The following is a 13,572-nucleotide window of genomic DNA, read 5'->3' on the forward strand; positions in this document are numbered from 1 at the left end:
TTTCAGTTATTCAATCATTCAGTCATCCATTCATTCATTCATTCAAAATTCAATCATTCACTCATTCAATATATAAATGCAGATACCAAAACTTAAACCTAATACCGATAACAATTTTTTCTTAATGGCTGGGCCTTGCGCTATTGAAGGCGAAGAAATTGTGTTGAGAATAGCGGAGCGGATTGTTAAGATTACGGATCAGTTAAATATCCCATATATTTTTAAGGGCTCGTACCGTAAAGCTAACCGTTCCCGTTTAGATTCTTTTACCGGAATTGGCGATGAGAAAGCATTAAAAATTTTAGAAAAGGTAGGTAAAGAATTTGGCGTGCCAACGGTTACAGATATTCACGAGAGCGGGGAAGCAGCTATGGCGGCCAGCTATGTTGACGTTTTGCAAATCCCCGCTTTTTTATGTCGCCAAACAGATTTGCTAATTGCGGCAGCTAAAACGGGTAAAACGGTTAACGTGAAGAAAGGGCAGTTTTTGTCGGCCGGTTCTATGAAGTACGCCGTGGATAAAATTGTAGAAAACGGCAATACAAATGTGATTTTAACAGACAGAGGCAATAGTTTTGGGTATCAGGATCTGATTGTTGATTTTAGAGGTATCCCAGAAATGCGGGCTTTTAACGTGCCCGTGGTCATGGATTGTACCCATTCTTTACAACAGCCTAACCAAGCTTCGGGCGTAACAGGGGGCAAACCGGCGCTAATAGAAACCATCGCTAAAGCAGCAATTGCGGTGGGTGCCGATGGACTTTTTATAGAAACACACCCCGATTTGGCCAATGCAAAATCGGACGCGGCAAATATGTTACAGTTAGATTTGTTGGAGGGTTTGTTGCAAAAGCTAGTGCGCGTAAGGCAAGCAGTTATTTAACCATTTCTTAAACTATAAAGCACATCCTAAACTTTTTCTTTAAATGGAATCAAGTTTAAGTAGAGAAAAGCCCGTTGTTAGATTAAGAGCTTTTAGGGCAATTGATGACCCCAAAACCTGCGAACTTTTTATAGAAGGTCACACGCAGGTGTTAACCAACATTGGCGTAACCAAAGTAACCTCCTCTAAAAACGATTGGATGTACAACCCCGCAGCTTTTGTTTTGGTGGTAGAGTCTATTGAAGGCGATAGGGTATACGGCGGGGCCAGGGTGCATGTAGCCGGAGGCAACCAGCCTTTACCTCTTGAACAAGCTACAGCTGCAATGGACAGTTCTGTTTTCTCTTTGGTGTGGAATTATGCGCAATATGGCACTGGTGAGCTTTGTGGCCTGTGGAATTCGCGCGAGATTGCGGGTTACGGTGTGGGAAGCATTTTTTTAATCCGTGCAGCGGTGGCTATTTCACAACAGCTAGGCATCACGTCGTTATTTGCGTTTTGCGCACCTTATACCATTAAGCCCGTGGCTTGTTGCGGTATGGAGTTAGAAACGGGCATTGGTAATGAAGGCACTTTTTTTTATCCGAAGCTGGATTTAATTGCCACCACCATGATTTTAAAAGATGTGGATACCTTAAGCAAAGCCGAAGAAGAAGATAAAAAGGCTATTTTTAAACTACGCGAAAACTTAAATGTGGTGCGTACCGAGGAGTTGCGTAAGAAAGAAATCACCATTCATTATCAAACATTGATTCCGCTACTGGATAAATGGGATTTAAAACAGGCCATCGCAGAAGCTTATGATAGCTTTCAAAAAGCTACTGTAAGCATAGAAGGCGCTAAAAAACCGAATCTACTTTAATCTCCATGATAAATTTTTTAAACATATTGGCAGCTGCTTCAGAGGACGAAGGTCAGCTGTACAAACCTCTATTCTTCAATTTAAAAAACGCCGAAGAGAAACAAGCGCTTCAACAATTGATAGAAAAGGAGCGGCGCCTTTTTGTGCGAGATGGGATTTACAGCCAGTTAGAAGAGTGGGTGAAATGCCAGCATCCCTCAAAAAAACTAACCAAAGATGAGCTGGCTAGTTTAATTGAAAATCACCTAAAGGGTACAGCATTACAAGATTATGGAGTTTGGGTTTACTATCCTTGGAACAAAAACTTGGTTCATTTGCTGGGCGAAGACGAGTTTGTTGAGGTGCGTACCAACCGTAACCGCAACAAAATAACTAAGGAAGAACAAGCCACTTTGCAATCCAAAATTATTGGTGTTGCGGGCTTGTCTGTGGGGCAGTCTATCGCTTTAACTTTGGCCATGGAACGCGTTTGTGGCGAAATAAGAATAGCAGATTTTGACACCGCAGAACTGAGTAACCTTAACCGCATCAGAACAGGAGTGCATAACCTGGGTTTAAGAAAAACCATTATAGCAGCGCGTGAAATTGCAGAGATTGACCCATTTATAAACGTGAAAATCTATTCTGATGGCTTAACCCAACAAAATATGGACAGCTTTTTTACCGACGGTGGCAAGCTTGATTTATTTGTAGAAGTGTGCGATTCTATCGACGTAAAAATTGATGCCCGTTTTAAAGCCCGAGATTTGCATATACCCGTAGTGATGGATACCAACGATAGGGGAATGTTGGATGTGGAGCGATTTGATTTGGATCCGCAAAGAAGTGTTTTCCACGGGTATTTAGATGGTTTTTTAGTGGACGGAAAAATTACCGTAAATGCCGACAACAGAAGCGGAATATTGATGTCTATTCTCTCTTTCGAGAGTTTGTCTAAAAGAATGCAACTTTCCATGGCGCAAATCGGTAAAAGCATCAATACTTGGCCGCAATTGGCTTCGTCTGTAGTATTGGGCGGGGCTATTACCACGGATATATGTAGGCGAATCCTGCTTGGCGAACACAGTACTTCTGGCAGGTATTATGTAGATTTAGATGAAATTTTCAATGTCGAATGAAATCCTAAACTTAATTTTTGATAAACCGGGTTGTAAACAGATAAACATAAATAAGGTTTTAAAAAATGTTTGCATTCTGTTTTTCTTAGGATTTGCATGTTTAAAAGTTTCTGCACAAGCTCCTCTCGAAATAAAACGGGCTTTAGCAGAAAAATACATCGGCGGATCCGCCCTGATTTTCCAAGATTCAACCGCGAAACTCGGCTTTGAAGAAATACGCCAGCTTGATGCACAGTTTAAACCAAGCCAATTTGCCGTGCCCAACCTGGGCATCAGTGCTAATAATAACTGGCTTAAGTTAAAGCTACAAAACAATACCAATCAAGAAGATTTTATTCTGAACATCTCTAATCCCATTATTAATGAGGTAGAGATTTTTATTTTAAAAGACGGTAAAGTTAAAAGCCACAGAAGCACCAATTACCTGCCTATACGGGACCGTAAATACAAACACCAGTTTTATTTGTTTGATTTAAACGTAAAGCCTCAAGATAGCCTTACCGTTTATCTAAAACTGAACGCTAACGAACAAATACTAGCGCCAATCAGTATCCACACCACAGAACAAACGTTGCCTGTATTAAGCAGCGCCGATGCCAAAACCGGCATATACCTGGGTATTATGGCGGTGATGTTATTGTATAACCTTTTTATTTATTTTACCGTTCGTGATAAAGATTATCTGGTGTATTGCCATTACATATTTTGGGTTGCCTTAACACAAGCTACCTTGTTGGGATTTGCCCACCGCTTTATCTGGACAGATAATTTTTGGCTTTCCACCAACATGGTAATTATTTGCGGGGTAATGTCGGGCATTGCAACTATTCTGTTCGCAAAATCTTTCCTCCGGATACAAGAGTATTCTAAAAGGTTAAACAGGCTGCTAAGCTTCACTGTTTTAATGTATGTAACTGCCTTGGTTTTATTGCTTGCAAACTATAAGCAACACGCATTTCAACTGGTTAATCTAACTGCGGCCACGGTTTCGTTACTTATCATGTTTATAGCATGGTATATCTACCGTAAAAAATATGCGCCTGCCAAATTCTTTTTAATCAGCTGGTCCGTGTTTTTTGCCAGCATTTTGGTATTTGTAGCTAAAGATTACGGTTTGGTGCCTTATAATGATTTTACCGTACATGCCGTAGAAATAGGCTCTGCTTTAGAAGCGGTGCTGCTTTCATTTGCTTTGGCCAATAAAATCAACATCTTTAAAAAGGAAAAAGAGCTTTCGCAAGCCCAAGCCTTAGCCGTGGCACATGAAAACGAGCGCATTATCAGAGAGCAAAATGTTATTCTGGAACAAAAAGTACAGGAGCGCACGCATGAATTAAGCGAAACCAACCAAGAGTTGAGCAATACCTTAGATCATCTGAAAGAAACGCAATCGCAATTGGTGGCTTCAGAGAAAATGGCTTCCCTGGGTCAGTTAACGGCAGGCATAGCGCATGAAATAAATAACCCTATCAACTTCGTAACCTCAAATGTTTCGCCGCTAAAACGCGATGTTAACCAACTGCTAGAAGCCTTAAAGTACATTGAAAACGTGGGCTTATCCGAAAAACCGGTTACAGAAAAACAACAGGCGATAGAAGATTACAAAGAGGAACTGGATTTTGATTACCTAAAGATAGAAATTGGCCATTTGCTAAGTGGCATTTACGACGGTGCATCGCGTACGGCAGAAATTGTGAAAGGTTTGCGCCTGTTTTCCCGTTTAGATGAAGATGACCTTAAGAAAGCCGACATCAATGAAGGTTTAGATTCTACCTTGGTAATTATGAACAGCGCTTTAAACAGCAACAAGATTGAAGTTGTGAAGTCGTATGGCGAGCTTCCTTTGGCAGAATGCTATCCCGGAAAACTCAATCAGGTGTTTTTGAATATTATTTCCAATGCGATACATGCCGTTCAGAAAGTGCACGGAGAAAGTGGCGAAGGCAAATTGGGTATCAGCACTTATAGCGAAGGCGAAAATATCTTCATCAGTATCAAAGACAACGGTACAGGTATGAACGAAACCACCCAAAGCAAAATTTTTGACCCATTTTATACGACCAAAGATGTAGGCGAAGGTACGGGTTTGGGTATGTCTATCGCATTTAACACCATCAAAAAGCATAGTGGCGAAATTATTGTGCATAGTAAAGTTGGGGAAGGTACAGAAATGCTGATCCGCATACCAATTGTTCACCAAATTAGCACCAGCTAGTGAATCATCTTTATATGTAAATAAACGCTACCAACATGTCAGAAAAAATTAAAATACTATACTTAGATGATGAGCACAACAACCTAGTTGGTTTTAAGGCATCGCTAAGGTTTGATTATTCTATTTACATCGCGCAAAACGCAACAGAAGCCTTGGCTTATCTGGATAAACATCCAGATATCCGGGTGATTTTTTGCGACCAAAGGATGCCAGATAAAACCGGTGTCGAGTTTTTTGAAGAAATAAGGCAAAGCCATCCGCATCCCATCCGCATTTTGTTGACTGCTTACGCAGATATTGAATCTGTGGTAGATGCCATTAACCGCGGTCATGTTTTTAGATATGTGAAAAAACCTTGGATAGAGGCTGATATCATCTCGGCAATTGACGAAGCAAACAAGTTTTATATAGCCAATTCCATGCTGAGCATCCAAAATGAAGAGCTGCGGAAAGCCTATGTTGAGCTGGATAAATTTGCCTATAGTGTAAGCCATGATATCCGCGGACCCTTGGTTGGTATCTCTGGCGGTATAAATTTAGCTTTACAAACCGCAGATATTAAAGAAATCAAAGAGATTTTAAGCTTGATGGAGCGGTCTGTAGCAAAGCTGGACGCTTTTATTATGGATATGCACGATTATTATAGCTTAGAACGGGGCGAACTTAAAATATCTGCAATAGATTTTAATGAGGTAGCCAAAGAAAAGCACGATATATATGCCATTTACGCACGCGCATCTAATATCGATTTTCAGATGGAGGTTGAGCAGAAGGAGCTTTTTTGGAACGATTTGGCTTCTGTGAACTTGATCATCAATAACTTAGTTACCAATGCCTTCAAATACCAGAGAAAAGAAGCTAAAGACAAAAAGGTGAAGCTCAAAATTTCCGTAAGCCGCGGATACACCACTATTGTAGTTAGCGATAACGGTATGGGAATTGATGAAAAGCACATTAATGAAATTTACAACCTGTTTTTTAGGGCACACGTAGAAGAATCGGGTTCGGGAATGGGTTTGTATAATGTAAGAAGTACGGTACGCAAGCTTGACGGTACAATTGAAGTGGAATCTGTAGTAGGCCAAGGCACCACCTTTACAGTTGTTTTACCGCATAAATAGAAATCATGAAATTATCATTCATTGTTATAGACGACAGGGAGCTGGATTGCTTTATCGCGGAGAAACTGATTCAGAAAACAGGTTTTAGCACCGGAAACAACATATTTAATGACGCCGTTTCTGCATTGGATTTCATCCGGGACCATGCCAACGCGCATCATACGGTTATATTGGTAGATATTATGATGCCGATAATGGACGGGTTTGAATTTATTGAAGCATTTGAGAGGCTTCCGGATGCTACCAAAGCCAACTATAAACTTATCGCAATTACCACATCTTTAAACAAAAACGATGAAAGTGTGATTTCAAATTATCCGTCTGTAGTAGGCATCCTAAAAAAACCTTATTCTTACGAAGGTCTTTTGGATATGATTAAACGGGCTTTTGCTTAGTTTGTTGGTTGTTAGGTGTTAGTTGGTTAGGTGTTAGTTGGTTAGGTGTTAGTGGGTTAGGGTTACGGTTAGGTTGTTTTACGATAATAGTTTTTGGCGTAAAAGAAACTCAAGCTGGTCGTTAGAGGTCGCTAATTTTTCGTTCATATCTTCCACTTCGCGTTTCTTTAAAAGTACATCGTACGCGCGTTTAATGGTCATGTCTAGTTCTTCTTCGTTCCAAGGTTTGGTTAAATAGTGGAAAATTTTTCCTTTGTTTACCGCATCAACCACCGCATTCATATCGGCATAACCGGTTAAAAGTATACGCATCGGATCCGGATACTTTTCCAGCACTTTCTCCAAAAACTCTACACCGGTCATTTTTGGCATCCGTTGATCGGTAATGATGATGTCTATGGCCTGTTTCTCCATAATTTCTAATGCCTCATCTCCGCTTATAGCCGTATAAACTTTGTATTTCATCCGGAAGTTGGCTTTAAACGAAAAAAGGTTATTTTCCTCATCGTCAACATACAATATGGTGATTTTTTGCTCGGACATGGATAAAAAGATATTAGTGTGTGTGCTATAAACATTTGCTACGATGAGCAAATAATTATCTGAAAATACAAAAATAATTTTTAAAAGTGGCTTTTTAAATTAAAGTGACCGAACACATCAGATGTAACAAAAATTTTAATGCTTATTGCTTAAATTCAATAATCCCGTCACAAAGCATTTGTTTTTTGGTATTGATAATAATTACTGTTAACATCGCTGTTCATCAATTTTCGCAAATTATGTTTAAAAAGTTGGTTGCTATTGAACCACTAAATTTAATTCCCTCGGCAGAGAAAGCATTAAGTAATTTTGCCAAAGAAGTAATCATGTTTGACGATGTGCCCGCAAACGCTGACGTAATTGCCCAAAGAATTGGCGATGCGGATGCTGTATTGCTAAGCTATACTTCACAACTAGGTGCCGATGCGTTGGCGCTTTGTCCAAATGTGAAATACATTGGCATGTGCTGCTCTTTATATTCGCCAGAAAGTGCCAACGTGGATATTTTATATGCGCAGGAGCGGGGCATTATGGTTACGGGGATACGCGATTATGGCGACGAAGGCGTGGTAGAATATGTAATTAGCGAATTGGTGCGTTGCCTGCACGGCTTCGGCACAAAAAACGATGGTACGCCAAGAAAGGCGTGGGACGGTGTTCCGCGCGAAATTACAGGCTTAAAAGCAGGTATTATAGGTTTGGGTAAATCAGGTGGCATGGTAGCCGATGCCTTGCAATTTTTTGGCGCAGATGTTTCCTATTTCTCGCGCAGCAGAAAACCAGGGCAGGAAGCAAAGGGTTTTACATTTATGCCTTTAAAAGAATTGCTGTCGCGTTGCGAAGTGGTAATAACCTGCCTAAACAAAAACACGGTATTGCTTTATAAAGAAGAATTTGAAGCGCTAGGCCAGCGAAAAATTTTGTTTAACACAGGTTTATCCCCAGTTTGGGAAATGGATGCTTTTAAAAATTGGATTAACGGCGATAATGTATGCTATTGCGATACTTTGATAGCTTTGGGCGATGCGGATTTGCTTACACATCCAAATGTAAATTGTATGCAAGTATCTGTAGGCCGTACGCGTCAGGCGTTTGACCGCCTGAGCGAAAAAGTTTTGGCCAATATCAAAAGTTATTTAGAAAACAATGGGCGAGGTGATGTTGCGTAACACATTTACCACGCTCCAGCCTGCAATTTGTGCAGTTGAGCTATAAACATCAATCACCGCATGGACCTGGTCATTTTTAATTTCTATGCGGTGATCATCTCCAACAAAACCCGGGGTAGATGTCATAGAAACTTTCATTTTCTCGGGTCCCACAGAAGCTAAAGAAGCAGCTACTGCTACGTTTACGCGCGTTGGAAATAAGTTGATAGCCTCTATTGCATCGCCTTTGAACACCTGTTTTTTCTCGGTTTGAAGTGTATCTTCATAAACAGAAGTGCCTTTTAAAGAGTTTGGTCCTTTTTCGGTATCAAAAGTTGCTGTGCAATTACCCATTAACGCAGCAGTGCGCAAAACATCAAAACCACCGATGGCGCCAGATGCTAAATATATTTTGCTATTGTGTTCGCGGGCTACAACTTGCACTTTTTCGTAAAAGTCTTTATCTGTAAAAGCACCGATTGACAGCGTAACAATGTTTGATCCCCTTTTTAAGGCATCGAAAGCAAATTCTTTTAGCGATGCGGGCGAAGCAGTTTCTACAATATAATCTGCTTTAAGCGCTAACAGCTCATCCATAGATCCACATACGGCGCAGGTTTCAGGGTTTACTTTTTCTGCTATCGCGATGGCTTTTTCGCGAGTTCTGGAATATGCGCCAATAAGTTTATAATCTTCCAATAGCCCATTATTTATGGCATCTGCCACAATATGAGCCAATTTACCACAGCCTACAATGGCTAAACTGTACTTTTTCATAACGCGCAACTTAGCCACTTTTGGTAGTTATGGCAAGCAGATAAATGCGCGTTAGTGCTTTGTTACGTAATTCTGACGCAACTGCGCAGCTATAATTTTCCTTTATAGTTCGGGTCAAAATCAATCATCCACTCTATGCCGTATTTATCCCGCAACATAGCAAAGTAAGAGCCCCACGGGCTTGCCTCAAGCGGAACTTCTACTTGACCGCCGGCTGATAAGCCCTGAAATATCTTTTCTGCTTCCTCTTTGCTTTCGGCGCTAACTGCAATTTTGCTGCGGTTTTCGTTCTCATTGGTTCGCCCCATACTTTCCGGCACATCATTTCCCATTAATATACCGGTGCCAATAGGTAAGGCGATGTGCATCACTTTTTCCGCTTCGCTTTCAGTTAATGGTATTCCCGGGTCTGATAAATCTTTGAAGCGGACAATCTTTGCGAAATCGCCACCAAAAACAGATCTGTAAAATAAAAATGCTTCTTCGGCATTGCCGTTGAAGTTGATGTGTGGATTAATTTGTGCCATGTTTTTTATTCATTTAAAAATTAATCACGCAGATGTTTGGCGTTATGCTTAGTGATTCCTTAATAAGCGCGATTACAGCTGTAAATGTAGTGTGTAGCACATTAAATAAACTTGACTTATGCTAAGAATTTAGTTTTTGGATTTTAAGCGAAAAACAATCTACTATCAATAAATTAATGGACTATGGTGATTTTTTGCGAGTAGACTTTATTGGCAACTTTTATGCTGAGTACATAGTTGCCGGAAGCAAATCTGCGTACATCAATCGCATCCGATATTTTCCCGATTGCTTTCCCGTATGACTGTTTAAATACAATTTGTCCGTTGATGTTGAGCAAACTAATTTCGAGGTTTTCGCGTTTCGAAAGTTCAAATTTGAAGTTTAAGTTTTCTGATGCCGGAATAGGGTAGATTAACAGACCAATTTCTGCCGGATCATGAGTTTCTACAGCATTAAAAATATGATTGAAAGCATCAGACATAGACGTACATCCCGACTCGCTGATAGCTTCTACTTTATACAAGCCCGATACTTTTGCTTCATAACTTTGCTGGGTAGCGCCACTAATAGCCACATTGTTTAAATACCACTGGTATTTAAAAGCGGTAGTTGTAGTTAAGATATTTCCGTTTTGGCTGATGTTGGGCTTGCTTAAAACAACTGGGCTGCGTGTAAAGTTAGAGCAACCCAAAGATTTAAACAACATGTTGTAAAAGTAGTAATAGGATGAAGTAATTGTAGTTCCGTTGTCTGGATTGTAAGCACCTAGCAAACGTATGATGTCGTTTTCTAAAGCCATGGGCAAATTGTTCACGGCAGAGTTGCTACGGAAAATGGTAGCGCCATTAAACTCGATACCGATATGATAAGTGCCTGCTGCCGGAAACTCTAGACCGATTTTGAACATTTTACCCGGGTCATTAGGGTCATCCGCAATAAGGTTAGCGGCCACCTCTACATCTGCTGTGGTTTTGGTGCGCGTAACGTCAATTGTTTTAGCGCTTAATATTTGCCCGTCTGTAGTTTCTACAGTAAAAGTGATTTGCCCGCTTTGGCTGATGTATAAACGCGCACTATCTAAAACCATTGGCGCTTTAACGCTGATGATGGGTTTAGGTCCAAAATTGCCCGAATATTGGCCGCCTCCGTAGGTTTTTTTATCCGCTGCGCCAAATTTTGCCTTAAAATCATTTAAGCCAACGTAAAATGTGTTGTTTACCGGTTTTTTATCTGTGAAAGTATGGTTGCCCACTTGGAAAGGCAAGCTGGCATTTGCGCTACTATACCAAAACAGCGTGCCGTCGCCAGTTCCGTTCAATTGGTAATAGCCCGATGCATTATCACAAGCAGTTGCGCTTAAATCATCGGGGTTTTGGGGGTTAACAGTATTAAAACTTCTGCTGATTGAATTGTTTGCCACAACCTGATCGCCCAAAAGTTCTGTTTTTGCATCAAGGACGTAAGCCGTGTTGGTTTGCAAATCAAAACCGGCGGAGAAAGTAAATTCTGTTTCTGCTCCGGGACTAATTACGCCCGTAAAGGTTTCGGTGACGCTTTTAATAATAGTGCTATTGCTGGATAAAACCAAGTTGATAGGCACATTGCTTATTGCCGTGCTGCCAAAGTTCTTGATTTTTACGGTGAAACGTTTTTCACTTTCGGCGCAGAGGTTTTCAAAAGAGGTGCTAAACGCAGATATTCCTGCATCCAAGCTCGGTTTGGCAAAATGCACTTTATAATCTTGCGTTTCTCCTTTGGTGTAAGTGCCGCATGGCGTTACCGCATTGGCATTGCTGGTTTCGTTTAACACGATACGCATCAGACTGTAATTTCCTAAATTCACATCTTGAGGTACGTTAATATTGCCACTGAAGGTTGCATTTGCGCTGTAAACAGCAGATTGCGCTACTAATTCGTTAGTATCGTCAAAATCGCCATCATTGTTCCAGTCTATATAAATGTTCGCAATTTTAGTTGCATTGCCGCCGCATGACGCTAAATCTAAACTAAAAGGATAGCTTTTTCCTTTCTCTAAATCAAGCATCAAATTGGTAAAATCACTGTAGGTTCGGCAACTTAAAGGGATGTTATTTACAAAACTTCCAATTTGCACTTTGCTTATAATTGCGCCGTCGGATAGGTTAGGGGCAGAGCTGCAATAGGTGTTTCCGCCAATGCCCGATACCACAAGGCTATATTTCTGCGGACCTTTGCTTAAAGTGCCTTTGTGCGAAACTTTTAAGGTATAAACTTGGCCCGGCGTAGCATCTGCCACATAAATCTGTTCTACGTTATCAACAATATTATCGGCCGTGCTTGCTGGGTTTGCTGGTTTAGTTGGATCCAGTTTGTACGGAAAATAGGTGGTGGTGCCTTTGGTTAATCGTAAATCTAAATCGTTAACCAACTTTGGCGTCCGGTTATTTATTGTTCCATCGGTATTGGCGGTGCCTTGGGGATCCGTCCAGCAAATTGTTGCTCTTAAAGGACCAAAGCCGGAGGTGGTAATTTGCAAAGTATAAGTTTCGTCTTGTGCTAAACTGCGCTCGCTTATTAAGCTTTTTGTGCCGTTGTTTTTAATCAGTGTTGCGGCACTTTCTGTATTTAGCAAACCCCATCCATAAATATAATCGGGACCAATGGCAGGCCCGGCTTCGTCTGTAGTATTAATGGCTAAGGCTTTTAAGCTTGCCGACCGCATAAAGTTGCCACCGTTGAGTTGCGCGTAATATTCTTGCAATAATACTAAAGAGCCACTCACATTAGGCGATGCCATAGAGGTGCCGCTTAAAGTTGTGTAAGATTTAAAGTTATCGCTACCGGTGGAGGTGATGGAAACGCCGTCGCCCACTAAATCGGGTTTTACACGCCCGTCATCTGTTGGTCCCCAGCTGCTAAAGCTAGAAATTTGAATGTCTGATGCCGAGTTAGCGCCGTAAGGCAAGCCATAAACTGCGCCCACCGTTAAAATGTTTTTAGCTGTGGCCGTGGTAGCTATAATATCGTAACCATCATTAGAACTGATGCCTGCCGGTCTTTTTCCTTTGCTTACAAACTTAGAGCTGCTGGCACTCTCATAACCGTAATATTCTTCGCCTACGGCTGGTCCGTTCATGTTCCTGCTATTCCCGGCAGAAACCACCGGCAAATAATAAGGAGCGTTGTAGCATATCTGGTCCCAATCGCGGGCGCTACCATCGTAAAAGCCAAACTTATAATCTTCGTTACTGCCCGGCACGCCGTAATATTCCCAACGGGGCGGATTGGCATCAAAATTATAATCCCAGCCGGCAATGTATCCGTAAGAGTGGTTTGATATCAGCATTCCACCGGTTGCGGCCTGTGTCATCTCACTGGCATCGTTGGTGAAATCCCAAGCGTAAAGTTTTTGTAAACCCCAGGCCATCCCTCTGGCTTCGGGATAAATTCCTTTCGCGATTAACGTTCCGGCTACGTGCGTTGCGTGCGAGCTTAATGCTGTAGGATTGTCTTTTTGCTCAATTCGGTTGGGCGCAAATTCCTGATGGCTGGTTAAAATTAAACCTCCGTCCCACATGCCAACTTTTCCAATCAAACTGTTGGACGAGCCGTTGAGGTTAAGCCCTAAACTTCCGCCATTGTATAAGCTGTTTGTTTTTGTAGTGGCTGCAGCCGTGCTGTTGTTGTAGGTTTTTAAATAGATGGGGAAACCTAAATCATCTACACCCTGTAAAGAAACAATAGTGCCGTTTGGCTGTATCCTAAAAACAGACCAGCCTTTTTCTTTTGCCATTGCGAAGGCCTTTTCCCTATTTACTTTGTGGCTGTAATCAAAATCGGTTTTTAGCGCTTGCAGCTTGGTGCTTTGTTGTTGGTTTACCAGTATTTGTTGTGCTTGCGCGATACCGGCGAACAAAAAACTGGCAGTTAACAATCCTACAATAAAGCTTTTTTGCATAAAGGGCGTTTGTTTATAGATATGTGAATGTACAAAAAAATGCTC

The 13,572-nt window shown here is 41.3% G+C and carries 11 protein-coding genes; 7 read left to right on the forward strand and 4 right to left on the reverse strand.

Annotated elements, in window-relative coordinates; all coding sequences use genetic code 11:
- The first annotated feature begins 76 nt into the window (after positions 1-76).
- Genes kdsA through BCY91_RS12715 form a run of 6 tightly spaced genes read left to right on the forward strand, consistent with a single transcriptional unit; the run spans position 77 to position 6,594 of the window.
- Positions 77-883 carry a 3-deoxy-8-phosphooctulonate synthase gene (kdsA, locus tag BCY91_RS12690; RefSeq protein WP_120182419.1) on the forward strand — a complete coding sequence of 269 codons (807 nt, stop codon included), beginning with the start codon at positions 77-79 and terminating at the stop codon, positions 881-883.
- 43 nt (positions 884-926) lie between these two features.
- On the forward strand, positions 927-1,745 hold the full coding sequence (locus BCY91_RS12695; RefSeq protein ID WP_120182420.1) for a hypothetical protein: 819 nt from the start codon (positions 927-929) through the stop codon (positions 1,743-1,745).
- Between the two features lie 5 nt (positions 1,746-1,750).
- Positions 1,751-2,863 carry a ThiF family adenylyltransferase gene (locus tag BCY91_RS12700; protein WP_120182421.1) on the forward strand — a complete coding sequence of 371 codons (1,113 nt, stop codon included), beginning with the start codon at positions 1,751-1,753 and terminating at the stop codon, positions 2,861-2,863.
- Entirely contained in the window at positions 2,853-5,078 is a 2,226-nt protein-coding gene (locus tag BCY91_RS12705) for a sensor histidine kinase (RefSeq protein ID WP_182995381.1), read from the forward strand. Before BCY91_RS12700 ends, BCY91_RS12705 begins: the two co-directional genes overlap by 11 nt.
- A 35-nt stretch (positions 5,079-5,113) precedes the next feature.
- On the forward strand, positions 5,114-6,199 hold the full coding sequence (locus BCY91_RS12710; protein WP_120182423.1) for a hybrid sensor histidine kinase/response regulator: 1,086 nt from the start codon (positions 5,114-5,116) through the stop codon (positions 6,197-6,199).
- A 5-nt stretch (positions 6,200-6,204) separates the two neighbouring features.
- The gene (locus BCY91_RS12715; protein WP_120182424.1) at positions 6,205-6,594 is read left to right on the forward strand and encodes a response regulator; all 390 of its coding nucleotides are present in this window, start codon (positions 6,205-6,207) and stop codon (positions 6,592-6,594) included.
- 78 nt (positions 6,595-6,672) lie between these two features.
- On the opposite strand, the gene BCY91_RS12720 is transcribed toward BCY91_RS12715, so the two are convergent.
- Positions 6,673-7,137, reverse strand: a complete 465-nt coding sequence (locus BCY91_RS12720; protein WP_120182425.1) for a response regulator — start codon at positions 7,135-7,137, stop codon at positions 6,673-6,675.
- A gap of 239 nt (positions 7,138-7,376) precedes the next feature.
- On the opposite strand from BCY91_RS12720, the gene BCY91_RS12725 reads away from it, so the two are divergent.
- Positions 7,377-8,306 carry an NAD(P)-dependent oxidoreductase gene (locus tag BCY91_RS12725; protein ID WP_120182426.1) on the forward strand — a complete coding sequence of 310 codons (930 nt, stop codon included), beginning with the start codon at positions 7,377-7,379 and terminating at the stop codon, positions 8,304-8,306.
- Here the strand turns inward: BCY91_RS12725 and BCY91_RS12730 are convergent.
- From BCY91_RS12730 to BCY91_RS12740, 3 genes are all read right to left on the reverse strand, one after another.
- Positions 8,274-9,062 (reverse strand): aspartate dehydrogenase domain-containing protein, encoded by a 789-nt coding sequence (locus BCY91_RS12730; RefSeq protein ID WP_120182544.1) that lies wholly within the window; start codon positions 9,060-9,062, stop codon positions 8,274-8,276. The two genes, BCY91_RS12725 and BCY91_RS12730, sit on opposite strands and share 33 nt — an antisense overlap.
- 89 nt (positions 9,063-9,151) lie before the next feature.
- Positions 9,152-9,589, reverse strand: coding sequence for a VOC family protein (locus BCY91_RS12735; RefSeq protein WP_120182427.1), 438 nt, complete (start codon positions 9,587-9,589; stop codon positions 9,152-9,154).
- A gap of 173 nt (positions 9,590-9,762) precedes the next feature.
- Positions 9,763-13,527 carry a S8 family serine peptidase gene (locus BCY91_RS12740; protein ID WP_120182428.1) on the reverse strand — a complete coding sequence of 1,255 codons (3,765 nt, stop codon included), beginning with the start codon at positions 13,525-13,527 and terminating at the stop codon, positions 9,763-9,765.
- Positions 13,528-13,572: the final 45 nt, after the last annotated feature.

Origin of the sequence: Pelobium manganitolerans (genome assembly GCF_003609575.1) — a bacterium.
GTDB lineage: Bacteria > Bacteroidota > Bacteroidia > Sphingobacteriales > Sphingobacteriaceae > Pseudopedobacter > Pseudopedobacter manganitolerans.

Coding starts and splice junctions, on each gene's coding strand:
- BCY91_RS12705 (WP_182995381.1), top strand. CDS start 2,853: ATGTCGAATGAAATCCTAAACTTAATTTTTGATAAACCGGGTTGTAAA.
- BCY91_RS12695 (WP_120182420.1), top strand. CDS start 927: ATGGAATCAAGTTTAAGTAGAGAAAAGCCCGTTGTTAGATTAAGAGCT.
- BCY91_RS12710 (WP_120182423.1), top strand. CDS start 5,114: ATGTCAGAAAAAATTAAAATACTATACTTAGATGATGAGCACAACAAC.
- BCY91_RS12730 (WP_120182544.1), bottom strand. CDS start 9,062: ATGAAAAAGTACAGTTTAGCCATTGTAGGCTGTGGTAAATTGGCTCAT.
- BCY91_RS12740 (WP_120182428.1), bottom strand. CDS start 13,527: ATGCAAAAAAGCTTTATTGTAGGATTGTTAACTGCCAGTTTTTTGTTC.
- BCY91_RS12715 (WP_120182424.1), top strand. CDS start 6,205: ATGAAATTATCATTCATTGTTATAGACGACAGGGAGCTGGATTGCTTT.
- BCY91_RS12735 (WP_120182427.1), bottom strand. CDS start 9,589: ATGGCACAAATTAATCCACACATCAACTTCAACGGCAATGCCGAAGAA.
- BCY91_RS12700 (WP_120182421.1), top strand. CDS start 1,751: ATGATAAATTTTTTAAACATATTGGCAGCTGCTTCAGAGGACGAAGGT.
- kdsA (WP_120182419.1), top strand. CDS start 77: ATGCAGATACCAAAACTTAAACCTAATACCGATAACAATTTTTTCTTA.
- BCY91_RS12725 (WP_120182426.1), top strand. CDS start 7,377: ATGTTTAAAAAGTTGGTTGCTATTGAACCACTAAATTTAATTCCCTCG.
- BCY91_RS12720 (WP_120182425.1), bottom strand. CDS start 7,137: ATGTCCGAGCAAAAAATCACCATATTGTATGTTGACGATGAGGAAAAT.